The following is a 22,334-nucleotide window of genomic DNA, read 5'->3' as shown; positions in this document are numbered from 1 at the left end:
CCTCGGGGCTTCCCCTCAGATCGGCGCTTCGCTGCCTTCGCTCGCAGCGGCCTGCGCCAACGCACGTTCGAAGGCACTGCGGCTGGGCGTCTCGACGAACACGCAGCGCTTGTGGTGGCGCTTGCAGTGGTCCTTCACGCGCCAGTAGGCGTCGTGGCTGATGCAACCGGTCTGGCAGATGACGAGGTCGGCGGCGGCGAGCTGGGGCTCCAGCTGCGCGGGCTTGTGCTCGGCGCCGCCGTCGTGATGCAGGAACTGCGCGCCGCAGCCCTCCACGGCCTGGCGGTACTGCGGCACGCTGCCGCCGCGGCCGCCCACGCACAGCACGACGCGGTGCTCCAGCTTGACCGGCGCGGGCGGCGGGTCGGCCTCGGGGCCGGCCGCGGCCGGCGCAGGCTCGGCCACCGGCGCGCGCTGCACCTGCCGCGCCAGCTCGCGCTGCAGCGCGTGGTTGCGCTCGACCTGCTCGGCCAGCCGCTCGCGCAGCTGCTCGCGCTCGGGCAGGTCGGGGCGCGCGGCCTGCCAGTGCTGTAGCTGCTCCTGGGCCTGCGCCAGCTGCGTCTGCAGCGAGATGACGGCGGCGCGCTGCTGCATGCGCTCCTGTTCCCAGGCTTGCTGCTCGCGGGCACGCTCGGCGCTCCAGGCGGTCACGCGCTGCTGCACCTCGGCGTAGTCGCGCAGGAGCGCCTGGTGCTCGGCGGCCAGCTCGCGGTGACGGGCCAGGTCCACACGCTGCGCCGCGCCCACCTGGTGCTGCAGCATGTGCACCTGCCCCAGCACGCGCATCTCCAGCCACTCGTCGCAGCGCGCATGCGTCAGCGTGGCCCACAGCGCGCCCGCCACCTCGCCCTGCGCGGCTCGGGCCCGCCACCAGGTCATCAGCGACTCGCGGCACTTCGCTTGGGCCGCGCTGCGCACGTCCAGCGTGAAGCGCTGCTCCAGGTCCTTCTGCAGCGCCTCGGCCACCGCGTTGCGGCGCGCCGCGGCGGTGACGAGGCTGCAGTGCAGCGTGTAGTCGTCTTCGTCGCCCTGCAGCACCAGCAGCTTGCGGGCAAGCACGCGCACGCGCTCCAGCGGCACGCACACGCCGATGACGGGACAGTGGGCATGGTTGCCCAGCTCCCACAGCCGGCGGCGGCGCGAACCGGTGGGCGGCAGCAGGGCCGCGTGAACGGCAGGGTTTTCACAACAGGCGTCAGCCATCGGCGGTCTCCAGCGCAAAACGGACGGGGAACTCCACCCAGCTGCCGACAGGCTCGTTGCCGCGCAGCGCCGGGTGGAAGGGGCAGCGGCGGGCCTGGGCCATGGCCGCATCGTCGAAGAGGCGCCAGCCGCTGCTCGCGGCCAGCAGCACCTGCCCCGCCCGCCCCAGTTCGTCCACCCAGACGCGCAGACGCACGACGCCCTCGATGCCACGATCACGCAGCGCCAGCGGGTGCGGCGCGGGCGCGCAGGCGGCACGGCGGGCGGACTGCAGCGCGGGCGCTGCGGCGGGTGGCGGGTCGTCGCGCGGCGGGGGCGGCGCGGGCGGCACGACGGGGACGACCGGCGCCGGCGCGGATGTCGTCGTGGCCATGGGCGGCGCGGAGCGCGGGTCGGCCTGCACGTCGAAGCCGGGCGGCGCGATGACCGCTACGGCAGGCAGGCCCGCCACGCGAGGCGCGGCGCGTGGCGGCGCGCGCACCACCGGCGCTGCCGCCGCGGGCAGCAAGCGCACGGACAACTCGCGCCGCGGGCCCGGCGCGGGCCCATGCCGGCCCGGCCACAGCGCGATCAACAGCGCGCCATGCAGCAGCGCCACGGCCAGCAACGCGCCCGCCCTCATGCCAGGGCCTCCAGCCGGCGTGCCGACAGCGCCCACCCGCCATCAGGCACGCGCAGCGCCCGCAGCCGCAGGCCGAACAGCGTCTGCAGCGCGGGCAGCGCGGCCTCGCCGGCCGCCAGGTCGGCCTGCACCTGACCGCCGCGCACGAGGACGAGGCGCTCGAAGCCGTTGAGCGCCTGCGGGATGTCGTGCAGCACGGCCACCAGCGCATGGCCGCGCTCGCGGCAGAAGCGGGTCAGCGTGTCCAGCAGTTCGAGCTGAAGGCCCGGGTCCAGCGAGGCCAGCGGCTCGTCCACCAGCAGCAGGCCCTGCTCCACATCGGCGAGCTGCGCCAGCACGCGGGCCAGCTGCACGCGGGCCTGCTCGCCGCCGGAGAGCTGGTCGAAGCGCCGGCCCAGCAGATGCGCGGCACTTGCCCAGGCCAGCGCCTGGCGCACCCAGCGCGCGTCATCGGCGCCGGCCCAGCGCCCGAGGCTGACGACCAGTTCCACCGGCAGCCCGAACGCGACCTGGTGCGACTGCGGCAGCACGGCGCGGCGGCGCGCACGCTGGCGCGCGTCCATCGCGGCGACGGGCTCACCATCCAGCAGCACATCACCCCGCGTCGGCGCGATGTCGCCCGCCATCAGCTTCAGCAGCGTGGACTTGCCGGCGCCACTGGGGCCCAACAGCGCGACGCGCTCGCCCGCGTCCACACGCAGGTCGAACGGCCCGAAGCCCTGGCCGTGGCGGGTCAGCACGGCATCGCCCAGCAGGAGCAGCTGATGCGCGCTCACCAGCCGCCCCCGATCTCGCGCTGCGCGCGCTTCAGCAGCACGAACAGCACCGGCGCGCCGAACAGCGCCGTGAGGATGCCCACTGGCAGCTCTGCGGGCACGACCAGCGTGCGCGCGGCCGTGTCGGCCAGCAGCAGCAGCACGGCGCCAAACCACGCGGCCAGCGGCAGCACGCGCCGCGCGTCCGCGCCGACGAGGCCACGAGCCGCGTGCGGCGCCAGCAGGCCGACGAAGCCGATCAGCCCGCACCAGGCCACGGCCAGGCCGCTCAGCAACGCCAGCGCCAGCACCAGCAGGCGCCGCAGCCGCAGGACCGGCACGCCGACCTGCGCCGCCACGCTTTCACCCAGCGCCAGCGCGTTGAGCGCCTGGCCCCAGTGGCGCGCCAGCAGCAGCGCGGCAGTGACCGCCGTGCCCAGTGCGATGACGACGGGCCAGCTCGCCAGCGCCAGCGAGCCGAGCTGCCAGAAGGTGAGGTTGCGCAGCTGCTCGTCGGTGGCGACGTAGGTGCACAGGCCGACCACCGCCATCGCCACCGCGTTGAGCGCCAGGCCCGCCAGCAGCAGGCCCGCCACGGCACCCGGCACCAGCAGCCGCGCCAGGCCCTGCAACAGGCTGCACATGGCCCAGGCGCCCGCCAGCGCCGCGGCCGGCACCGCGAACGGCCGCCATGCGGCCGGCAGGCCGCCGGCCCACGCGGACAGCACCGTCAGCATCAGCGCCACGGCACAGATGGCGCCGCCCGGAATGCCCAGCAGCGTGGGCTCGGCCAGCGGGTTGCGGAACAGTCCCTGCGACAGCGCGCCGGCCAGCCCCAGCGCCGCGCCGACGACCACCGCGAAGGCCACGCGCGGCAGCCGCAGCTGCGCGAGCACCAGCGCGCCCTGCGTGTCGTCGCCGTTCAGCAGCGCCTGCCAGTCGGCCAGGCCCAGGCGGATCGCGCCGCTGTTGGCGGCGACGACCGCGGCGCCCAGCAACAGCGCAAGCGCGAACGGCCAGCCGGGCACGGCCGGCCAGCGCGCCGCGGGGCGATCAAGCCGAACGTCCATGCAACTTGCCTGTCAGTTCCGCCACCGCCTGCGGCAGCCGCGGCGTGAAGCCCAGCAGCAGCAGCGCTTCCATGCTCGCCACGCGGCGCGCCCGGCCGGCCGGCGTCAGCGCCAGGCCGGGCGCGCGCAGCAGGCCGTCGGCGCCGCCCTGCGCCTCCAGGCCCTGGCTGGTGCACAGGATGACGTCGGGCGCGGCCTGCAGCGCGGCCTCGGCCGTCAGCGGCTTGTAGCCGGACACACCCGCCAGCGCGTTGCGCGCGCCGGCCAGCGTGATCATCGCGTCGGCCGCCGTGCCCTCTCCCGCCACGCGCAGCTGCCCGCCGGCGTGGGCCAGCACGAACAGCACGCGCGGCGACGCGCCGGCGGGCGGCCTGGGCCGGGCGGCCCAGGCCTGCTGCAGCCCGGCGACGGCCTGCTGTGCCTCGCGCTCGCGGCCGCACAGCGTGCCGATGCGTCGGGTGCGCTCGACGATGCCGTCGAAGCGGTGGTGCTCGTCCAGCACTTCCACACGCACTCCCGCGCGCCTGAGCTGTTCCAGCACCTGCGGCGGGCCGGCCTCGCCGCTGGCCAGCAGCAGCTGCGGCGACAGCGCCAGCACGCCCTCGGCCGACAGCGTGCGGGCATAGCCGACCTGCGGCAGCCGGGTGGCGTCGAGCGGGAACAGCGACGTGGTGTCGACGCCAGCCAGCTGGCCCTGCGCGCCGAGCAGGAACACCGTCTCGGTGACCGCGCCGCCGACGCTGACCACGCGGGGCTGCGCCTGGGCCACACCCAGCCCGGGCAGCAGCCCCGCCATCAACAGATTTCTGCGTTTCATGTCACTTGTCCGTCGCGTTGTATTGGGCCGAGCGCCGGGCCGCTCCCAAGCCGGCCCATTGGGCGATGTGCACGTGGCTCGACGCCACGTGCATCGCCGTCCCCTCGGGGGACCGACCGGGCCGGCCCGCGTTCAGCGCGGCCGGACTGGGCGAGGGGCTTGCTCATGCGGCGCACCCGACGGACTCTTCGCTCCAGGCCGGGTCGTCAACGAGGCCGTCCAGCAACTGCCGCCACGCGCAGCGCTCGGGCTGGCCCGGCTTGCGCTGGCCGAAGAACTGCGCGATGAGCTCGCCGTCGGCCGCGTACAGCTCCAGCGAGCTGACGAGGCCGTCGACGGTGGGCTTGCGCACGGCCCAGGCCTCGGCAATGGCGTCCTCGCGCAGGTGCAGGTTGAAGCGCGCGTCCAGCACGTTGAGCCACGGGCCCATGACGGCCACGCGCTTGATCGGCCCGCCATGGATCTGGATGACCCCTTTGTTGCCGACAAACACCATGACGGGCGTGCCGTTGGCTGCCGCGCCCTCCAGCAGCACGCGGGCCGCATGCGGGTCCACGCGCTGCGCGAATTCGGGGGCAGCCAGGTGCATGGCGGTACGGCGCGTCAGGCCGTGCCGGCGCAGCAGGCCGAAGAACTCGTGCGTGTCACGCAGCGCAGCCCAGCCGGCGCGGAAGGCGTCGGCGTCCACGTCGGGGGCATCCACCGGCGTGGGTGGCGTGTCGAGGCGCCACTGCGGCGCAGGCGCGGTGGGGTCCGCCCAGTCGGCGCGCAGCGCCTGCCAGGCGGCCAGGCGCGTGGCGGGCCGCGTGAAGATCTTGTGCACGGCCACGCCCTGCGCGTCGAAGAACTGCAGGCTCTGCTGCTCGCCCTCCCTGACGGCGTAGCCCTGCGCCCACTGGCTGTAGAACAGCCGCAGGTCGATCTCCTCGCCCAACGCCAGGCCCATCTCGCGGCCGGGCTCGCCCTGGGCGCTGACATGCTCGTAGATGCCGGTGCGCTCATGCACGCAGTGCGCATTGCGCGTCAACGCCATCAGCTCGCCAGCACGGCTCAGCTCGGACAGCAGCGCGGGAAAGTCGCGGCGCAGGCGCTGGGCCTGCAGGCCGCCCTCCTGGCCAGATCGGGGCGCACCGACATGCGCGTCGATCAGCATGCCCTCGGTGATGCCCATCGCGTGGGCGATGTCGCGGTGGCGGCTGGCACCGGCAGCGCGGGCGTCGGCATAGGCTTGTCGGATATCCATGGGCAAGGCTCCTTCAGAGTTGGGCTTGCAGCACCAGGCCGAACTGGCGGCCGGTGGCGGTGTAGGCATCGAGCCCGCTGGCGGCGCTTGTCAGGCCGCGCACGTCGGCCCAGCGCCAGTAGGTGCGGTCGGTGGCGTTGTCGATGCGTGCCGAGAGCGACCACACCGGCGTGATCTGCCAGCCGGCGGCCAGGTCCAGCACCGTGTAGCCGGCGGGCAGAAAGGGGCTGCCCGCGTAGACGCGGCTGGCGGACTTGCCCGACGCGCGCAGCACCGTGGCCTCCCAATGCCAGCCGGAGAGCTGCTGGCGCAGGCTGGCCGAGACCTTGGCCGGCTCCACGGTGTCCAGCGGCCGCTTCGCGCCGTTGACCTCGGCGTTGCCGTGCGTTCGCGCATAGGCCAGGCCCAGCCGCCATTGCCTGCCGATCTGGCCGTTGAGCCTGGCCTCGACGCCGCGGATGCGGGCATTGCTGAGGTTGATGAACTGGTAGGTCGTGATCGCCGCCCCCGGCGCAGAGACGACCTCCTGGCTGATGAAGTCGTCGTAGCGGTTGTCGAACGCGAGCGCCTGCCAGCGCCAGTCGCCCACGGCGCCGCGCACCCCCAGCTCGACGCTGTCGGCGCGCTCGGCCTTGAGCCCGGCATTGCCGATGGTCTGGTAACGCTGCACCGGGTTGCTGAAGCCGCTGTTGACCTGCGACGGTGTCGGCGCCTTGAAGCCCTGGGCCCACTGGGCATACGGCGTGAAGCCTGGCGCGGCCTTCCAGACGACGCCCAGGCGCGGCGTCACGGCGCCGTCGCTGAGCTTGACCAGCTCGCCCGTGTAGCCGGCGGCCGAGGGCTTCAGCGAGTAATGCTCGTAGCGCAGCGCCGGCACGAACTGCCAGTCGCCGTGCGTGAACTCGCCCTGCACGAAGCCGCCGACGAGGCGGTAGTCGGTGTCGGGGAAGGGCTTGGACGGCAGCGTGTCGCCGGCCGATGCGGTGGTGCCGTCGCGCAGGCCGGCCACGCGGTTGCGGCTGGCGTCCAGGCCCACGGTGATGCGCTGCGCGCCCCAGCCGATCTGGCCGGTGGCGGACAGGCCGGTCAAGGTCTCGTCGTAGCGGTTGTCGCGCGAGCGGTCGGCGCTGGGGCTGACGCGGTCCTCGAAGGCGTACTGCGCGACGCGCGAATCCTGGCGGTAGAGCTGCACGCTGGCCTGCTGCAGCCAGTCCGCGTTGGGGTCATCCAGCGTCCAGGCCAGCGATGCGCGGCCGCGGCGGCTCTTGTCGTCAGCGGTCAGGTCCAGCGTGGTCGCGCTGCGGGCGGACAGCACCTCGTACCGGTCGCGCTGGCGCACGCCTTCCAGCGTGGCCTCGAGGCGCTGCTGCGCGTTCAGCCGGTAGCCGGCCTTGGCGAGCAACGTGTGGCGCTCGCGGTCCAGCGGGTCGGGCTGCGTGCGTGTCGCGCCATCGCCGCCAACGGTGCCCTGGTTCTCCAGCTCGTGCGAGCGGCGCGTGGAGCCTTGCAGCAGCCAGTCCCAGTCGCCGGCCGCCCAGGCACCCGCGAGGTTCAGCGCGACGCCGTCATCACCGCTGTAGACCGACGTCTGCGCGCGCAGGCCGAAACTGCGGCCGGCCTTGAGCAGGTCGCTCGCTCGCAGCGTGCGCAGTGCCAGCGCACCGGCCAGGCCGTCGCTGCCGAATTGCGTGGATGCCGGGCCGCGCAGCACCTCCAGTTGCTGGCCGCCCTCCAGGTTCAGCAGGCCGGCACGGCCGGTGCCGAAGGGGCCGAAGCTGAAGGCCTGCGGCAGGCGGATGCCGTCCACCAGCATCAGGACGCGGTTGTCCTCCAGGCCGCGGATGTTGATGCCCTCGTTGCCGGCGCGGCCCGTGCCGCTGCCCGCGAGCGAGAAGCGCGGGTTGGGCGCGCGCACGGCGAGGCCCGCTTCGTCGCGCAGCAGCTCGCGCAGATCACGCGCGCCGGCATCGGGCTTGACGATGGTGACCGTGGCGGGCACCTCGTCCACGCGGCGGTCCGCGCGCGTGGCGGTGTTGGTCAGCTCGGGCAGCTCGGTGGCTGCATCGGGGGTGGTCTGGGCCTGCGAAACATCGGCAAGGCAGGCACAGGCGCAGGCGGCGGCCAGCGCAACGGCGGTCTTCAGCACGGGGGCTCCGGTGGGAGGCGCGGGCTGGCAGCGGCTGGCTGGCGCGGGGAATGGAAAAGAGGGCTTACTTGGTCAGGATCAGCTTGCCCAGGGACGTGACACGCAGGCGGTAGGTCTGCTGCTGGTGGACGATCAGCACCTCACCCCGCGGGCCCAGCAGCGTCGCGCTGTCGATGCAGCGGATCGCGCCTGACCCCAAGGGCGCCGCGGCTGTGGGCGCCGCTGGTTTGGGGAGTTGGGGTTCAACAAGCATGCCGCCAATGTAATGAGAATCATTCTCGATTGCAAGTCAAACCATGTCGCCGACGGCTCGACTCGCACGGGCGTGACTCAGCGCTGCTGGCGGTGGCTTTCGTAGAGGCAGATTGCCGCCGCGGCGGCCACGTTCAGCGACTCCTCGCCGCCCGGCTGCGGGATGCCCACGGTCAACGCGCAGCGCGCCATCAGCGCGGGCGACACGCCCTGCCCTTCATGGCCCATGACCCAGGCACAGGGCGACGGCAGCGCCACGCGGTGCAACACATGCTCGGTGTGCGAGCTGGTGGCAATCATCGGCACGGCGAGCGCGGCGAGATCATCGGCAGCCAGACCTTCGACAAGCCGCAGCCCGAAGTGCGCGCCCTGCCCGGCCCGCAGCACCTTGGGCGACCACAGCGCCGCCGTGCCCTTGAGCGCCAGCACCTGGCGCACACCGAAGGCCGCCGCGCTGCGCAGGATGGCGCCGACGTTGCCGGCGTCCTGCAGACGGTCCAGCACCACGCTGGCGGCCTGCGCATCGATGGCGGGGCTGGCGGGCAGCGTCAGTTCGGCGCCGATCTGCGCGGGCGACTCCAGGCCGCTCAGGCCCTTGAACAAGGGCGTGGGCACCACCAGCGCGCGCGGCGCGGCCTCGGCCAGCCGGGCCAGCTCGGGGGCCTGCATCGCGGCCTCGGTCAGCACCACCAGCGCCGGCGTCCAGCCGCGCAGCAGCGCCGCGCGCAGCAGGTGATCGCCCTCCACCCACACGCTGCCGGTCTTGCGGTAGCCGCCGGCCTCGGCCGTCAGCTTGCGCAGCCGCACCAGCGCCGGGTTGTCACGCGACGTGATGTGATCCAGCTTCATTTGATTCCCGCCTCCCTGACCGGCGCGAAGCTCTGGCGATGCCAGGGGCTGGCGCCATGCGCCTTCAGCGCGGCGAGGTGCTCGGCCGTGCCGTAGCCCTTGTGTGTGGCAAAGCCGTACTGCGGATGGCTCGCGTGCATCTGCTCGCAAAACAGGTCGCGGGCGACCTTGGCAAGAATGCTCGCAGCCGAGATCGCCTGCACCTTGGCATCTCCCTTGACGATGGCCTCGGCCGCCATGGGCAGCACGGGCAGGCGGTTGCCGTCCACCTGCACCAGCGCCGGCTTGAGGCGCAGCCCGTTCACGGCCCGCTGCATGGCCAGCATCGTCGCCTGCAGGATGTTGACTTGGTCGATCTCCTCGGCCGTCGCCTGTGCGATGCAGAAGCACAGCGCCTTCGCCCGGATCTCGTCATAGAGCCGCGCGCGCCGGGCGGCCGTCAAGGCCTTGGAGTCGGCCAGGCCGGCGATGGGCTGCAGGTCGTCCAGGATGACGGCCGCCGCGAACACCGGGCCGGCCAGTGGCCCACGGCCGGCCTCGTCCACGCCGGCCACGAGGCCGGGCGGCGTCCAGTCCAGCGACACCTGCTCAGGCTTGGATGAGCGTCGCGATCGCATCGCTGGCGCGCCGTGCGGTGTCTTGCCGCAGCAGCTCGTGGAGTTGGACAAAGCGCTGGTGCAGTGCGGCGCGGCGCGGCGCATCGGCCAGCAGCGCTTCGGCCTCGCGGGCGAGGTTCTCGGGCGTGCAGGCGTGCTGGATGAGCTCGGGCACGAGGAACTCGCGCGCCAGGATGTTGGGCAGGCCCACCCAGGGCAGCAGGCCCTTGTCCTTCATGCGCCACCAGTTCAGCCAGTTCATGCGGTAGGCGATGACCATGGGCCGCTTGAACAACGCCGCCTCCAGCGTGGCCGTGCCGCTGGCCACCAGCGTCAGGTCGCAGGCGGCCAGCACGGCATGCGACTGGCCGTCGACAAGCTGGATGTCGGCGCCCTGCAGCATGGGCTCCACCAAGCCACGCAGGCCCGGCACCACGGGCATCACGAACCGCCGCCCGGGCTTGGCCAGCAGCCTGGCCGCACCGATCAGCGCCGGCGCGATGTACTGGATCTCGCTCTTGCGGCTGCCGGGCAGCAGCGCAATGACGGTGTCCTGCTCGGGCAGCTTCAGCGCCTCGCGCGAGGCGACACGCGGCGGCTCCATCGGAATGGCATCGGCCAGCGGATGGCCCACGTAGGTCGCGCCGATGCCGGCGCGGTGCAGGATCTCGGGCTCGAACGGGAACAGGCACAGCACGTGGTCGGCCGCCGCCTTGATCTTCTCGACGCGCTCCGGCCGCCAGGCCCAGATGGACGGGCAGACGAAGTGGACCGTCTTGATGCCCGCCCCGCGCAGCCGCGTCTCCAGGCCGAAGTTGAAGTCCGGCGCGTCGACGCCGATGAACACGTCAGGCCGATTGGCGATGAGCCGCGTGCCCAGCTGCTTGCGGATGGACAGCAGCTCGCGGATGTTCAGCAGCGCATCGACGTAGCCGAAGATGGACAGCTTGCTGTGCGGCCACCAGGTCTCGAAGCCCTGGGCGATCATCTTCGGGCCGCCGATGCCCTGCGAAGTCAGGCCGGGCCAGCGCTCGCGCAGGCCTTGCAGCAGCAGGCCGGCCAGCAGATCGCCGCTGGCCTCGCCGGCCACCATGCCGAGGCGGGGCGCGGTCGTCATCAGTTACCGAACAATGCCGCGGGTGGACGCGGCGAGGAAGGTCAGCATGTTGTCGATGTCGCCATCCGCAACACCGCCGTCCGTGCCGCGCAGCGCCTCGATGGCGGCCTTGGCCTCGTCCAGCGTGTGGCCACTGCGGTAGAGCAGCTTGTAGATCTGGCGGATGACGCCGATACGCTCGGCGCTGAAGTCGCGGCGCTTCAGGCCCACGACATTGACCGCCCGCGCGGCCAGCGGGTTGCCGTCCACCGTCATGAACGGCGGCACGTCCTGCGCGACGTGCGCCTGGAAGCCGATCATCGCGTGGTCGCCGATGCGCATGCGCTGCAGGATGCCGGTCAGGCCACCGATGGTGACGTGGTTGCCCACGTGCACATGGCCGGCCAGCGTCGCGTTGTTGGCCAGCACGCACTCGTTGCCGATGACGACGTCATGCGCCAGGTGGCAGTACGCCATGATCCAGTTGTCGTTGCCCAGCGTCGTCTCGCCGCGGTCCTGGACCGTGCCGACGTTCAGCGTGCAGAACTCGCGGATGGTGTTGCGGTCACCGATGACCAGCGTCGTGGGCTCGCCCGCGTACTTCTTGTCCTGGTTGGCGGCACCGATGGAGCCGAACTGGAAGAAAGTGTTGTCGCGCCCGATGCTCGTGTGGCCTTCGATGACGCAGTGCGGGCCGACCTTGGTGCCGGCCGCGATCTTCACGTGCGGGCCGATCAGCGTGTAGGCGCCGACCTCGACGCTGCTGTCCAGCTGCGCGCCGGGGTCGACGATGGCGGTGGGGTGGATGGCCATCGCGCGCGCCCTCAGGCTTCCAAGCGCCGCATGGTGCACATCAGCTCGGCCTCGGCCGCGAGCTGGTCGCCCACCAGCGCACGGGCGCTGAACTTGTAGATGCCGGCCTTGGCCCGGCCCAGCGTCACCTCCAGCATGAGCTGGTCGCCCGGCTCGACCGGGCGCTTGAAGCGGGCGCCGTCGATGCCGGCGAAGTACACCACCGACTTGTCGTCCAGCACCATGTCCATGCTGCGCAGCGCCAGCAGCGTCGCGGCCTGGGCCATGGCTTCAAGGATCAGCACGCCCGGCATCACGGGCCGGTGCGGGAAGTGGCCGAGGAAGAAGGGTTCGTTGATGGAGACGTTCTTGATTGCGCGGATGCGCTCACCCTTGACCAGCTCGACGACACGGTCCACCAGCAGGATGGGGTAGCGGTGCGGCAGGCGCGTCAGGATTTCGTGGATGTCCATCGTGATCGTCTCGGTCGTCATTTCTTTTCCAGCGCGCGCACACGCTCTCTCAGGGTGTGGAGCTGGCGCAGCGTCGCCGCGTTCTTCTGCCAGCTCGAGTTTTCTTCGAAGGGATAGGCGCCGCTGTACGCGCCCGGCTGCGCGATGTCCCGCGTCACCAGCGTGCAGGCCGTGATGTGCACGCCGTCCACGATGGTCAGGTGGCCGATGATGTTGGCCGCACCACCAATGGTGCAGTTCGCACCGATGGTCGTCGAACCCGCGATGGCGCCGCAACCGGCCATGGCCGTGTTGCGCCCGATGCGGACGTTGTGCGCAATCTGGATCAGGTTGTCCAGCTTCACGCCATCCTCGATGACCGTGTCGGCCAACGCGCCGCGGTCGACGCAGGTATTGGCGCCGATCTCGACGTCATCACCGATCACTACATGGCCCAGTTGCTCGATCTTCACGAAGCCCTGCTTCGAGGGCGCGAAGCCGAAGCCGTCCGCGCCGATGACCACGCCACTGTGCACGATGCCGCGCGCGCCGATGCGGCAGCCATGGCCCAGCACGACGCGCGGCGCCAGCCGCGTGCCCTCACCCACCCTGGCGTTGCGCTCGATGACGCAATGCGCGCCGATGCGCGCGCCAGCGCCGATGACCGCACCGGCCTCGATGACGGCCAGCGGGCCGACTTCAACGCCCTCGCCCAACATCGCATCAGGCGACACGACGGCGCTGGCATGCACGCCGGCCTGCACGGCGGGGCGCGTGCGGGCGGCCCACCACTGCGTCAGCCGCGCGAAGTACAGGTAGGGGTCGGGCGTGACGATGGCCGCGCCGCGGGCGGCCGCGGCCTCGGCCATCGCCGGCGACACGATGACGCAGGCGGCCGCCGTCGTCGTCAGCTGGGACTGGTAGCGCGGATTGGCCAGGAAGCTGATGCTGTGGGCATCGGCCTCATCCAGCGGTGCAATGCGCGCGATGCGGATATCGGACCCACCAAGCAAATCGCCGCCCAAGGCGGCGATCAGGTCGGAGAGCACGACGGGTGTCGAGCTCACGGCGGCCCCGGCTTACTTCTGTGCGTTCAGCGCATCGATCACCTTCTTGGTGATGTCGACACGCGCGCTGAAGTGGATGGCGTCCTGCAGAATCAGGTCGTACTTCTCGGCGTCGAAGATCTGCTTGATGACCTTGTTGGCCTTGTCGACCACCACGGACAGCTCCTCGTTCTTGCGCTGCGTCAGGTCTTCCTGCCATTCGCGACGCTTGCGCTGCAGATCGCGCTCCTGCTCGACGACGTCACGCTGACGGCGGTTGCGCTCGGCTTCAGACAGCGTGGGCGCATCCTTCTCAAGCTTCTCGGCGGCGCCGCGCAGCTTGTTTTCCAGATCGCGCAGGTCTTTCTCGCGCTTGCCGAATTCCGTTTCCAGCTTGATCTGGGCGGCCTTGGCCAGGTTGGCTTCGCGCAGCACGCGCTCGCTGTTGACGTAGCCGATCTTCAGTTCCTGGGCTTGCACGGCCGAGGCGGCCACCATCATCGACGCGGCCAGAGCCACCGATTGCAAGAGCTTGCTCATCATCAGAATGCAGTCCCGATCTGGAATTGGAATTTTTCGATTCTATCCGTGCGTTGCTTGCGGATAGGTTTGCCATAGCTGAGCCGCAGCGGGCCCATCGGCGAGATCCACGACAGGCCGATACCGGCCGAGGCGCGCACGCTGTCGAACTTGAGCTTCTCGTGCTCGCCCCACACGTTACCCGCGTCCGCGAACATGAAGATGCGGAAGCTCTTGTCGTTGCCGCTGCCCGGCACCGGCAGGTACAGCTCGGCGTTCAGGTTGAAGCGACGGTTGCCGCCGCTGTAGGAACCGGTGGGGTCCACGGGGCCCAGCGTGCCGGCCTCGAACACCCGCACGGAGCCGAGCCCCCCGCCGTAGAAGTTCTTGAAGATCGGATAGGACTTGCCGCCCAGGCCTTCACCCCAGCCCAGCTCGCTGTTGACGCCCAACGTGATCTTGTTGGTGATCTCGTAGTACTCCTGGTGCTGCAGGTTCAGGCGCGCGAAGCGCACATCGCCCACCGCGCTCAGCTCGAAGTTGACGCGCTGATAGCGCCCCTTCATCGGCGTGATGACGCTGTCGCGGCTGTCGCGCTGCCAGCCGATGGTCAGCGGGATGGAGTTGCTGCGGGTGCCGAAGCGGTTCACGTAGTCGAAGTAGCTTTGCGGCAGACCGCGCGCCGTCGTGATGTCCGTCTGCTCGTAGCCGATGCCGAAGAACACCGTGTCCAGCTCGGAGAACGGCACGCCGAAGCGCACCGAGCCGCCCTTGGTGACGTACTCGTACTCCTCGCCCAGCGTGTTGATGGGCTTGGTGGTGCGGTAGAACACATCCAGCGCGCGCGACACGCCGTCCACCGTGAAGTACGGGTCCACCGTGCTGATCTGCAACTGGCGGCCCGTGCGCGCCGTGGCGACGTCGATGCCCAGGTAGTTGCCCGAGCCGAACACGTTGTCCTGGCGGATGGATCCGGTGAAGGACAGCTTGGTCTGGCTGGAGTAGCCGGCACCCACCGTGATGGCACCGGTGGGGCGCTCGACGACGGTGAGGATGACATCCACCTGGTCCTGAGCGCCCGGCACCTCCTGGGTATCGATGCTGACTTCCTTGTCCTTGAAGTAGCCCAGCCGCTCGACGCGGTCACGCGACGCCTTGATCTTCTGGCCGTCGTACCAGGCCGACTCGAACTGCCGGAACTCGCGGCGGATGACCTCGTCACGCGTGCGCGAGTTGCCGGAGATGACGACCTTGCGCACGTAGACCCGGCGCTGCGGCTCGCCGACGAACGTGACGACCACCTGGCCGGTGGCGCGGTCGATCTCGGGGCGACTGTCGACGCGGGCGAAGGCGTAGCCGTACGTACCGTACAGATCGCTGAACGCGCGCGTCGTCTGCGCGACCGCCTCGCCCTGGTAGGCCTGACCCGGCTTGAGCATGACCAGGTGCTTGAAGTCTTCCTCGCGGCCGAGGAAATCGCCCTCCAGCTTCACGCCGGTCACCGTGTAGGGCTGGCCCTCGCTGATGGTGATGGCGATGCTGATGCTTTGCTTGTCCGGCGAGATCGTGACCTGCGTGGACGTGACCGCCACTTCCAGATAGCCGCGGTTCAGGTAGTAGCTGCGGATGGTTTCCAAGTCCGCGTTCAGCTTGGCGCGCGAGTAGCGGTCGGTCTTGGTGTACCACGTCAGCCAGCCGGACGTCGTCTGCTCAAGCAGCCCCATGAGCGTGCTCTCGGAGAACACCTTGGTGCCCAGGATGCGGATCTCGGCGATCTTCGCCGGCTCGCCCTCGGTCACGTTGAAGCTGACGTTGACGCGGTTGCGTTCGATGGGCGTGATGGTCGTCGTCACCTCGGCGCCGTACAGGCTGCGCGTCAGGTACTGGCGCTTGAGTTCCTGTTCGGCGCGGTCGGCCAGCGCGCGGTCAAAGGGCTTGCCCTCGCCGATGCCGACGTCCTTCAGCGACTTGGACAGCGCCTCGGTGTCGAACTCCTTCAGGCCGACGAAGTTGACGTTGGCGATGATGGGGCGCTCGTCGATGATGACGACGACGGCGTCACCCTCGATGCTGATGCGCACGTCCTTGAACAGGCCCGTGGCGAACAGCGCGCGCAGCGCTGCGGCGCCCTTTTCGTCGTTGTAAGTGTCGCCGATGCGGAAGGGCAGCGACGCGAAGACCGTGCCGGGGTCGGTACGCTGCAGGCCCTCGACGCGGATGTCCTTGAGCACGAACGGATCAACGGCCCAGGCCAGCCCTGACTGGAACGTCCCCACGAGAGCCAAAGCCACGACTGAGGGGCGCAGAGACGCTCCCGAACTGAAAGAAAAGGACATGGGGAACCGGGAGTTTCAGTGCCAGCCCGCGTAGCGGCCGACGTCGTTGGAAAGGGCCAGGGCCAGCATCAGCATCAGGATCAGGAAGCCAGCCGTTTGGAGTTTCTGCTGCCACCAGTCGGAGACGGGACGGCCGCTCAAGCCCTCGAAAAGATAATACATGAGGTGTCCGCCATCGAGCATCGGCAGCGGCAGCAGGTTCAGCACGGCCAGGCTCATCGAAATCACCGCGAGGAAGTTCAGGAACGGCGACAGCCCCGCATGCGCCGACTGGCCCGCGTAGTCTGCAATGGTCAGCGGGCCGCTGAAGTTCTTTACCGACGCTTCACCCACCAGGATGCGGCCGATGAGTTTCACCGTCGTGGCGGCCATGTCCCAGCTCTGCTGGACGCCGCGCATCAGGCCGTCCACCGGCCCATAGCTGACGGACACCGTTTCCGGCGGCGTGCCGACACCGATCTCCAGGCGCGCGATGCGTCGCCCGCCCTCGTCGACGAGGCGCGGCGTGGGGGTCAGTTCGACGACGCGCCCGGCGCGCTCGACGCGCCAGCTCATCGCGCGCGGCCGCTCGCCGTCGTGGGCGCGGCGGACGGCATCAATCAGGTAGCCCGCGTCGGGCACGGGCTGGCCGTCGATGGACAACACGCGGTCGCCCGCCTGCAGCCCTGCGGCATCACCGGCGCCCCCGGCCACCACCTGGCGGATCAGCGGTTCGGCCAGTGGCGCCAGGCCGATGGCACTGGACTGCCTGCCGTCAGACGAGCGGCCGGCCAGCCGCTCGGTCTCCAGCCGCAGGCTGCGCGAGCCATGGCCCTGGGCGCCGCTGACGGACAGGTGCAGGCTCTCGCCCAGTGCCTGCGCGCGGCTGACGGCAGCCTGCAGCTCGGTCAGCGAGGCGATGTCGTCCCATTGCTGGCCGTCGCGCGAGACGGCGTGCACCGAGTCGCCCGCGCGCACGCCGGCGCGCTCGGCCAGCGACGCGGCGGGCGGCGTGCCCAACACGGCCTTGGGCTGCTCGCTGCCCAGCCAGGCCACGGCCGCAAACAGCGCGATGGCCAGCAGCCAGTTGGCCACCGGGCCGGCCGCGATGATGGCGGCGCGCTGGCGCAGCGGACGGTTCCTGAAGGCCTGTTCGCGCTCGTGTGGCGCGACAAGCTCGTCTCCCATGCCCAGCATGCGCACATAGCCGCCCAGCGGGACGGCGCTGATCGCGAACTCGGTGCCGTTGCGCGCGACACGGCTCCACAGCACACGCCCGAAACCGACGGAGAAACGCAGCACCTTGACGCCGCAAGCCCTCGCGACGCGGTAGTGGCCCCACTCGTGGATGGGCACGAGGATGCCGATGGCGATGAGGAACCAGAAGGCCTTCTGGATCACGTCCATGCGAGCACCCGCTGTTGCGCCACGTCACGCACGCGGGCATCGAGCGCCAGCAGGCCGTCGATGCTCGCGCAGTCGGCGGCGCTGGGCGCCACGGCCGCCAGGCAGTCGGCGTTCAGCGCATGGATGCGGTCAAAGCGCAGGCGGCCGTTCAGGAAGGCGTCGACGGCCACCTCGTTGGCCGCGTTCAGCACCGTCGTGCTGCCCTCGGGCGCACGCAGCGCCTGCCAGGACAGGTGCAGGCCGGGGAAGCGCGCGGCGTCGGCCTCCTCGAACGTGAGGCTGGGCGTGGTCAGCAGGTCCAGCCGGCTGGCGCCCGACGTGATGCGTTCGGGGAAGGACAGGCCGTAAGCGATGGGCACGCGCATGTCGGGCGTACCGAGCTGCGCAAGCACCGACTGGTCGCGGCAAACGACCATCGAATGGATGATGCTCTGCGGGTGGATCAGCACCTTGATCTGCTCGGGCGCAAGGCTGAACAGCCAGCGCGCCTCGATGACCTCCAGCGCCTTGTTCATCATCGTGGCCGAGTCCACCGAGATCTTGCGGCCCATGACCCAGTTGGGGTGGGCGCAGGCCTGGTCCGGCGTCACGTCGGCCAGCGTCTTGGGGTCGCGGCTGCGGAAGGGGCCGCCGGACGCCGTCAGCACGATGTGGTCGATGCGGTCCTGCCAGGTCGCGCGGTCTTCCGGCAGGCACTGGAAGATGGCCGAGTGCTCGCTGTCGATGGGCAGCAGCGTGGCACCGCCCTGCTCCACCGCCTGCATGAACAGGGCACCGCCGACGACGATGGCTTCCTTGTTGGCCAGCAGCAGCCGCTTGCCGGCACGCGCCGCCGCAATGGCCGGCGCCAGACCGGCGGCGCCGACGATGGCCGCCATGACGGTGTCCACCTCAGGATGGGCGGCGATGTCGGACAGCGCCTGAGCCCCGTCCAGCACCTCGGTGCGGCTGCCGGCCTCGCGCAAGCGCTCACGCAGCCGGGCCGCGGCGTCGCGCTCGGGCATGACGGCGAAGCGCGGCTGCCACTGCAGGCATTGCTGCAGCAGTTCGTCCACGCGGCTCATCGCACTGAGCGCGACGACCTCGTAGCGTTCGGGGTGGCGGGCCAGCACGTCCAGCGTGTTGACGCCGATGGAGCCGGTCGAGCCGAGGACGCAGACGCGTTGACGATTCATAGCGAGATGAGAGCAAGCGCCAGCGGGAAGACGGGCAGCAGCGCGTCGATGCGGTCCAGCACGCCGCCGTGGCCGGGCAGCAGGTTGCTGCTGTCCTTGGCGCCAGCGGCACGCTTGACGAGGGATTCGAAGAGATCGCCGACGACGCTCATCGCGCCGAGGAAGACCAGCGCCAGCAGCGACACGATGCCGTGGCGCTGCACCAGCAGCGTGTAGAGGCTGGCCGAGTCGACGGCGACACGCACGTCGATGACGTGGACCCACACGAAGCCCAGCAGGAGGACGCCCGCCATGCCGCCCCAGGCGCCTTCCCAGCTCTTCCCGGGGCTGATGGCCAAGGCCAGCTTGCGCTTGCCGAACGCACGGCCGCAGAAGTAGGCAGCGATGTCGGCCATCCAGACGAGGCAGAACACCGACAGGATGAAGTTGATGCCGTGCACCTTGGCCTGCACGATGGCCAGCCAGGCGCCCCACAGCAGCACGGCGCCAAGCGCGAGCCGGCCGATCTGCGCGATGCGCGGCCAGCCCGCAGGCCCGGCACGCAGCGCGTAAGCGCCGCCCAGCACCCAGACGCCGGTGGCCAGCCACCAGATCCAGGCCGGCGGCGCGTTCAGGCCACCGATCAGCAGCGTCCAGATGCAGGCCAGCGCCAGGGACACGCCGGCCGCGATGGCGCCCGTGCCGGGCAGTCCGTTCAGCCGCGCCCATTCCCAGCCCGCCGCGCCAATCATCAGCACGGTAAGCCCGGCGAAGTACCACGGCGAGGCCGCGAACAGCGCGGGCAGCAGGACGGCCAGCAGGACGATGGCGGTGATGACGCGGGTCTTGAGCATGGCGCCCTCGGGTTCAGGCGGCGGGAGGGGCGTCCTTGACCCCGCCAAAACGGCGATCGCGGGCGTGGAAGGCGGCGATGGCCGCGTCCAGCTCGCGCTCGCCGAACTCGGGCCACAGGCAGTCCGAGAAGACGAATTCCGAATAGGCCACCTGCCACAGCATGAAGTTGCTGATGCGCACCTCGCCGCCCGTGCGGATGAAGAGGTCAGGGTCCGGCGCATGGGCCAGGGCCATGAACTCGGACAGCTTCTCTTCGGTGATCTCCGCCGCGGGCACGCCCGCTGCGATGGCCTTGCGGCAGGCCTGCACGATGTCCCAGCGGCCGCCGTAATTGAAGGCGACGTTGAGCGTCAGCTTGGTGTTGGCGGCCGTCATGCGCTCGGCCTCGTTCCATGCATGCTGGAGCTTCGCGGACACCGCATCGCGGTCGCCGATGACGCGCACGCGCACGCCCAGCCCGTCCAGCTTCTTCAGGTAGCGCGACACGGCAGCCAGCACCAGCCCCATCAGGCCGGAGACCTCGTCATCGGGGCGCTTCCAGTTCTCGCTGGAGAACGCGAAGACGGTCAGGTGCTCGATGTCGCGCGCGATGCAGGCCTGGATGACCTTGACGACGGACTCCACACCCGCCTTGTGGCCGAAGAAGCGCGGCAGGAAGCGCTTCTTGGCCCAGCGGCCGTTGCCGTCCATGACGATGGCGACGTGGCGCGGCGGCGCCGGGCGGTCTTGCGCCACGGTGAGGGTGGCGCTCAAACCGCGAGGATCTCGGCTTCCTTGGCCGAGATCACCTTGTCGATCTCGTTGATCACCCGGTCGGTGAGCTTCTGCACCTCGTCGAGGCTGCGACGCTCGTCGTCCTCGCCGATCTCCTTGTCCTTCAGCAGCTTCTTGGCCTGCTCGTTGGCGTCGCGGCGCAGGTTGCGCACGGCCACCTTGGCGTCTTCGCCGGCATTGCGCACGACCTTGGTCAGGTCCTTGCGGCGCTCCTCGGTCAGCGGCGGCATCGGCACGCGGATCAGGTCGCCCTGCGACGCCGGGTTCAGGCCCAGGTCGCTCTCGCGGATGGCCTTCTCGATCTTGGCGCCCATGCCCTTCTCCCAGGGCTGGACGGAGATGGTGCGCGCATCCAGCAGCGTCACGTTGGCCACTTGGCTGATCGGCACCATGGAGCCGTAATAGTCGACGCTGACCTGGTCCAGGATGCCCGGATGGGCGCGGCCGGTGCGGATCTTCTGCAGTTCGCCCTTCAGCGACTCGACGGACTTGGCCATCTTGGCCTCGGCGTTCTTCTTGATGTCGGCAGTGCTCATGATCGATACCTATTTCTCTGCGGGAGCGGCCACCCGGGTGTCAGCAGGCAGCCCCGCCCCCAACTCACGGAAGCGTCAGACGTGGACCAGCGTGCCCTCGTCCTCGCCCTGCACGACGCGCTTGAGCGCGCCGGGCTTGAAGATGCTGAACACCTTGATCGGCAGCTTCTGGTCGCGGCACAGCGCGAAGGCGGCGCCGTCCATGACCTGCAGGTTGCGGCTGATGGCCTCGTCGAAGGTGATGGCCGAGTAGCGCTTGGCCTCGGGATCCTTCTTGGGGTCGGCCGTGTAGACGCCGTCGACCTTGGTGGCCTTCAGCACGATCTCGGCGCCGATCTCGGCACCGCGCAGCGCGGCGGCGGTGTCGGTCGTGAAGAAGGGGTTGCCGGTGCCAGCGGCGAAGACGACGACCTTGCCCTCTTCGAGGTATTGCAGCGCCTTGGGGCGCACATAGGGTTCGACGACCTGCTCGATGCCGATGGCCGACATCACGCGGGCCACCATGCCCTCCTGGCGCATCGTGTCGGCCAGGGCCAGCGAGTTCATCACCGTGGCCAGCATGCCCATGTAGTCGGCCGTCGCGCGGTCCATGCCGACCGAGCCGCCCGCGACGCCGCGGAAGATGTTGCCGCCGCCGATGACGACGGCGACTTCCACGCCCATCTGCGTGACCTCGCGGACCTCCTGCACCATGCGCACGATGGTCGCGCGGTTGATGCCGTAGGCGTCGTCACCCATCAGGGCTTCACCGGAGAGTTTGAGCAGGATGCGCTTGTACGCGGGCATGGTGTCCTCAGTGTTTTGGCGGCTTCTGGTGGGCCGCAAGTTTAAAGGGCGCCAACTTGGCGCCCTTCTCTATCGCAAGAGTCTTTACTGACCCTTGGCAGCCGCCACCTGGGCAGCCACTTCGGCCGCGAAGTCGTCGACCTTCTTCTCGATGCCTTCGCCCACGACGTACAGCGTGAAGCCCTTGACGGTCGTGTTGGCGGCCTTCAGGTGGGCGCCCACGGTCTGCTTGCCGTCGGCGGCCTTCACGAAGACCTGGTCCAGCAGCGAGACTTCCTTCAGGAACTTCTGCACCGAGCCTTCCACCATCTTGGCGACGATGTCGGCCGGCTTGCCGGACTCGGCAGCCTTCTCGGTGGCGATCTTGCGCTCCTTCTCGACCAGCTCGGCCGGGACGTCGGCGCTGGACAGCGCGGCGGGCTTCATGGCGGCGATGTGCATCGCGACATCCTTGGCGGCCGTGTCGTCACCTTCGAACTCGACGACCACGCCGATGCGGGTGCCGTGCAGGTAGGTGGCCAGCTTGGAGCCGGTGTAGCGCTGGAAGCGGCGGATCGTCATGTTCTCGCCGATCTTGCCGATCAGGCCCTTGCGCACGTCTTCCACCGTCGGGCCGAAGCCTTCCTGCGACAGGGGCAGGGCCGACAGGGCGGCGACGTCAGCCGGGTTGTGCTCGGCGACCAGGCCGGCCAGCGCGTTCACGAAGGCCAGGAAGGCGTCGTTCTTCGAGACGAAGTCGGTCTCGCAGTTCACTTCGATCAGCGCGCCGTTGCCGCCGACGACGGCCGAGGCGACGATGCCTTCGGCCGTGATGCGCGAGGCAGCCTTGCCGGCCTTGTTGCCCAGCTTGACGCGCAGGATCTCTTCAGCGCGGCCCAGGTCGCCGTCGGCTTCCGTCAGCGCCTTCTTGCACTCCATCATCGGGGCGTCGGTGCGGGCACGCAGTTCGCCCACCATGCTTGCAGTGATTGCAGCCATTTCTCTCTCCAGATTTCGGTTGGCCAGATTCAGTTGGCAAAAGGGGCCTCGCGGCCCCTTTCAGATGCAGG

At 70.3% G+C, this 22,334-nt stretch carries 23 protein-coding genes; all 23 read right to left on the bottom strand.

Translation table 11 applies throughout. The annotated features are described in order from the left end of the window. Positions 1-15: 15 nt before the first annotated feature. The 23 genes from ACG04Q_RS14650 to tsf all read right to left on the bottom strand — a co-directional run bounded on the left by ACG04Q_RS14650 (position 16) and on the right by tsf (position 22,263). A complete protein-coding gene (locus tag ACG04Q_RS14650; protein ID WP_394511668.1) occupies positions 16-1,203 on the bottom strand; it encodes a DUF2325 domain-containing protein in 1,188 nt (395 codons plus the stop codon). After that, the gene (locus tag ACG04Q_RS14645) at positions 1,196-1,825 is read right to left on the bottom strand and encodes an energy transducer TonB (RefSeq protein ID WP_394511667.1); all 630 of its coding nucleotides are present in this window, start codon (positions 1,823-1,825) and stop codon (positions 1,196-1,198) included. Before ACG04Q_RS14645 ends, ACG04Q_RS14650 begins: the two co-directional genes overlap by 8 nt. Next, positions 1,822-2,601, bottom strand: coding sequence for an ABC transporter ATP-binding protein (locus ACG04Q_RS14640; protein WP_394511666.1), 780 nt, complete (start codon positions 2,599-2,601; stop codon positions 1,822-1,824). The genes ACG04Q_RS14645 and ACG04Q_RS14640 overlap by 4 nt, the downstream gene beginning before the upstream one ends. Further along, positions 2,598-3,650: a FecCD family ABC transporter permease gene (locus tag ACG04Q_RS14635; protein ID WP_394511665.1), complete on the bottom strand. Its 1,053-nt coding sequence runs from the start codon at positions 3,648-3,650 to the stop codon at positions 2,598-2,600. Before ACG04Q_RS14635 ends, ACG04Q_RS14640 begins: the two co-directional genes overlap by 4 nt. Beyond that, on the bottom strand, positions 3,634-4,467 hold the full coding sequence (locus ACG04Q_RS14630; RefSeq protein WP_394511664.1) for a heme/hemin ABC transporter substrate-binding protein: 834 nt from the start codon (positions 4,465-4,467) through the stop codon (positions 3,634-3,636). Before ACG04Q_RS14630 ends, ACG04Q_RS14635 begins: the two co-directional genes overlap by 17 nt. 163 nt (positions 4,468-4,630) lie before the next feature. Continuing rightward, positions 4,631-5,710, bottom strand: a complete 1,080-nt coding sequence (locus tag ACG04Q_RS14625) for a hemin-degrading factor (RefSeq protein WP_394511663.1) — start codon at positions 5,708-5,710, stop codon at positions 4,631-4,633. 13 nt (positions 5,711-5,723) lie between these two features. Beyond that, positions 5,724-7,856 carry a TonB-dependent hemoglobin/transferrin/lactoferrin family receptor gene (locus ACG04Q_RS14620; RefSeq protein WP_394511662.1) on the bottom strand — a complete coding sequence of 711 codons (2,133 nt, stop codon included), beginning with the start codon at positions 7,854-7,856 and terminating at the stop codon, positions 5,724-5,726. 64 nt (positions 7,857-7,920) lie between these two features. After that, positions 7,921-8,109, bottom strand: coding sequence for a hemin uptake protein HemP (gene hemP / locus ACG04Q_RS14615; RefSeq protein WP_394511661.1), 189 nt, complete (start codon positions 8,107-8,109; stop codon positions 7,921-7,923). Positions 8,110-8,186: 77 nt separating this feature from the next. After that, positions 8,187-8,957: a TrmH family RNA methyltransferase gene (locus ACG04Q_RS14610; protein ID WP_394511660.1), complete on the bottom strand. Its 771-nt coding sequence runs from the start codon at positions 8,955-8,957 to the stop codon at positions 8,187-8,189. Next, positions 8,954-9,574, bottom strand: a complete 621-nt coding sequence (rnhB, locus tag ACG04Q_RS14605; RefSeq protein WP_394511659.1) for a ribonuclease HII — start codon at positions 9,572-9,574, stop codon at positions 8,954-8,956. The genes ACG04Q_RS14610 and rnhB overlap by 4 nt, the downstream gene beginning before the upstream one ends. Then, complete coding sequence (gene lpxB, locus ACG04Q_RS14600) at positions 9,546-10,670, bottom strand: lipid-A-disaccharide synthase (protein WP_394511658.1); 1,125 nt, start codon at positions 10,668-10,670, stop codon at positions 9,546-9,548. The genes rnhB and lpxB overlap by 29 nt, the downstream gene beginning before the upstream one ends. A 3-nt stretch (positions 10,671-10,673) precedes the next feature. Next, positions 10,674-11,462: an acyl-ACP--UDP-N-acetylglucosamine O-acyltransferase gene (lpxA, locus tag ACG04Q_RS14595; RefSeq protein WP_394511657.1), complete on the bottom strand. Its 789-nt coding sequence runs from the start codon at positions 11,460-11,462 to the stop codon at positions 10,674-10,676. An 11-nt stretch (positions 11,463-11,473) separates the two neighbouring features. Continuing rightward, entirely contained in the window at positions 11,474-11,935 is a 462-nt protein-coding gene (gene fabZ / locus ACG04Q_RS14590) for a 3-hydroxyacyl-ACP dehydratase FabZ (RefSeq protein WP_394511656.1), read from the bottom strand. Continuing rightward, positions 11,932-12,960, bottom strand: coding sequence for a UDP-3-O-(3-hydroxymyristoyl)glucosamine N-acyltransferase (lpxD, locus tag ACG04Q_RS14585; RefSeq protein ID WP_394511655.1), 1,029 nt, complete (start codon positions 12,958-12,960; stop codon positions 11,932-11,934). The genes fabZ and lpxD overlap by 4 nt, the downstream gene beginning before the upstream one ends. A gap of 12 nt (positions 12,961-12,972) precedes the next feature. Beyond that, on the bottom strand, positions 12,973-13,479 hold the full coding sequence (locus tag ACG04Q_RS14580; protein WP_394511654.1) for an OmpH/Skp family outer membrane protein: 507 nt from the start codon (positions 13,477-13,479) through the stop codon (positions 12,973-12,975). A 2-nt stretch (positions 13,480-13,481) separates the two neighbouring features. Then, positions 13,482-15,794 carry an outer membrane protein assembly factor BamA gene (bamA, locus tag ACG04Q_RS14575; RefSeq protein ID WP_394511653.1) on the bottom strand — a complete coding sequence of 771 codons (2,313 nt, stop codon included), beginning with the start codon at positions 15,792-15,794 and terminating at the stop codon, positions 13,482-13,484. Between the two features lie 15 nt (positions 15,795-15,809). Then, a complete protein-coding gene (gene rseP / locus ACG04Q_RS14570) occupies positions 15,810-17,180 on the bottom strand; it encodes an RIP metalloprotease RseP (protein ID WP_394511652.1) in 1,371 nt (456 codons plus the stop codon). Beyond that, positions 17,171-18,355, bottom strand: a complete 1,185-nt coding sequence (gene ispC / locus ACG04Q_RS14565; protein ID WP_394511651.1) for a 1-deoxy-D-xylulose-5-phosphate reductoisomerase — start codon at positions 18,353-18,355, stop codon at positions 17,171-17,173. Before ispC ends, rseP begins: the two co-directional genes overlap by 10 nt. Next, the gene (locus tag ACG04Q_RS14560; protein WP_394511650.1) at positions 18,352-19,188 is read right to left on the bottom strand and encodes a phosphatidate cytidylyltransferase; all 837 of its coding nucleotides are present in this window, start codon (positions 19,186-19,188) and stop codon (positions 18,352-18,354) included. The genes ispC and ACG04Q_RS14560 overlap by 4 nt, the downstream gene beginning before the upstream one ends. Positions 19,189-19,201: 13 nt before the next feature. Then, positions 19,202-19,942: a polyprenyl diphosphate synthase gene (gene uppS / locus ACG04Q_RS14555; RefSeq protein ID WP_394511649.1), complete on the bottom strand. Its 741-nt coding sequence runs from the start codon at positions 19,940-19,942 to the stop codon at positions 19,202-19,204. Further along, on the bottom strand, positions 19,939-20,499 hold the full coding sequence (gene frr, locus ACG04Q_RS14550; RefSeq protein ID WP_394511648.1) for a ribosome recycling factor: 561 nt from the start codon (positions 20,497-20,499) through the stop codon (positions 19,939-19,941). Before frr ends, uppS begins: the two co-directional genes overlap by 4 nt. A gap of 75 nt (positions 20,500-20,574) precedes the next feature. Continuing rightward, the gene (gene pyrH, locus ACG04Q_RS14545) at positions 20,575-21,285 is read right to left on the bottom strand and encodes a UMP kinase (protein WP_394511647.1); all 711 of its coding nucleotides are present in this window, start codon (positions 21,283-21,285) and stop codon (positions 20,575-20,577) included. An 84-nt stretch (positions 21,286-21,369) separates the two neighbouring features. Continuing rightward, positions 21,370-22,263, bottom strand: coding sequence for a translation elongation factor Ts (tsf, locus tag ACG04Q_RS14540; RefSeq protein WP_394511646.1), 894 nt, complete (start codon positions 22,261-22,263; stop codon positions 21,370-21,372). Positions 22,264-22,334: the final 71 nt, after the last annotated feature.

The sequence above is a fragment of the Pelomonas lactea genome, from assembly GCF_043555885.1.
Taxonomy (GTDB): Bacteria; Pseudomonadota; Gammaproteobacteria; order Burkholderiales; family Burkholderiaceae_C; genus Pelomonas; species Pelomonas lactea.
The sequence above is the reverse complement of the archived record's forward strand: the minus strand, read 5'-3'. Positions and strand labels throughout refer to the sequence as shown.

Excerpts from the sequence above, each read along its gene's own strand:
- lpxB (WP_394511658.1), bottom strand. The coding sequence starts at position 10,670 with ATGACGACCGCGCCCCGCCTCGGCATGGTGGCCGGCGAGGCCAGCGGC.
- tsf (WP_394511646.1), bottom strand. The coding sequence starts at position 22,263 with ATGGCTGCAATCACTGCAAGCATGGTGGGCGAACTGCGTGCCCGCACC.
- ACG04Q_RS14630 (WP_394511664.1), bottom strand. The coding sequence starts at position 4,467 with ATGAAACGCAGAAATCTGTTGATGGCGGGGCTGCTGCCCGGGCTGGGT.
- hemP (WP_394511661.1), bottom strand. The coding sequence starts at position 8,109 with ATGCTTGTTGAACCCCAACTCCCCAAACCAGCGGCGCCCACAGCCGCG.
- ACG04Q_RS14635 (WP_394511665.1), bottom strand. The coding sequence starts at position 3,650 with ATGGACGTTCGGCTTGATCGCCCCGCGGCGCGCTGGCCGGCCGTGCCC.
- ACG04Q_RS14625 (WP_394511663.1), bottom strand. The coding sequence starts at position 5,710 with ATGGATATCCGACAAGCCTATGCCGACGCCCGCGCTGCCGGTGCCAGC.
- ACG04Q_RS14645 (WP_394511667.1), bottom strand. The coding sequence starts at position 1,825 with ATGAGGGCGGGCGCGTTGCTGGCCGTGGCGCTGCTGCATGGCGCGCTG.
- pyrH (WP_394511647.1), bottom strand. The coding sequence starts at position 21,285 with ATGCCCGCGTACAAGCGCATCCTGCTCAAACTCTCCGGTGAAGCCCTG.
- ACG04Q_RS14650 (WP_394511668.1), bottom strand. The coding sequence starts at position 1,203 with ATGGCTGACGCCTGTTGTGAAAACCCTGCCGTTCACGCGGCCCTGCTG.
- frr (WP_394511648.1), bottom strand. The coding sequence starts at position 20,499 with ATGAGCACTGCCGACATCAAGAAGAACGCCGAGGCCAAGATGGCCAAG.
- ACG04Q_RS14580 (WP_394511654.1), bottom strand. The coding sequence starts at position 13,479 with ATGAGCAAGCTCTTGCAATCGGTGGCTCTGGCCGCGTCGATGATGGTG.
- ispC (WP_394511651.1), bottom strand. The coding sequence starts at position 18,355 with ATGAATCGTCAACGCGTCTGCGTCCTCGGCTCGACCGGCTCCATCGGC.
- ACG04Q_RS14610 (WP_394511660.1), bottom strand. The coding sequence starts at position 8,957 with ATGAAGCTGGATCACATCACGTCGCGTGACAACCCGGCGCTGGTGCGG.
- lpxA (WP_394511657.1), bottom strand. The coding sequence starts at position 11,462 with ATGGCCATCCACCCCACCGCCATCGTCGACCCCGGCGCGCAGCTGGAC.
- ACG04Q_RS14560 (WP_394511650.1), bottom strand. The coding sequence starts at position 19,188 with ATGCTCAAGACCCGCGTCATCACCGCCATCGTCCTGCTGGCCGTCCTG.
- bamA (WP_394511653.1), bottom strand. The coding sequence starts at position 15,794 with ATGTCCTTTTCTTTCAGTTCGGGAGCGTCTCTGCGCCCCTCAGTCGTG.
- fabZ (WP_394511656.1), bottom strand. The coding sequence starts at position 11,935 with ATGACGACCGAGACGATCACGATGGACATCCACGAAATCCTGACGCGC.
- rnhB (WP_394511659.1), bottom strand. The coding sequence starts at position 9,574 with ATGCGATCGCGACGCTCATCCAAGCCTGAGCAGGTGTCGCTGGACTGG.
- rseP (WP_394511652.1), bottom strand. The coding sequence starts at position 17,180 with ATGGACGTGATCCAGAAGGCCTTCTGGTTCCTCATCGCCATCGGCATC.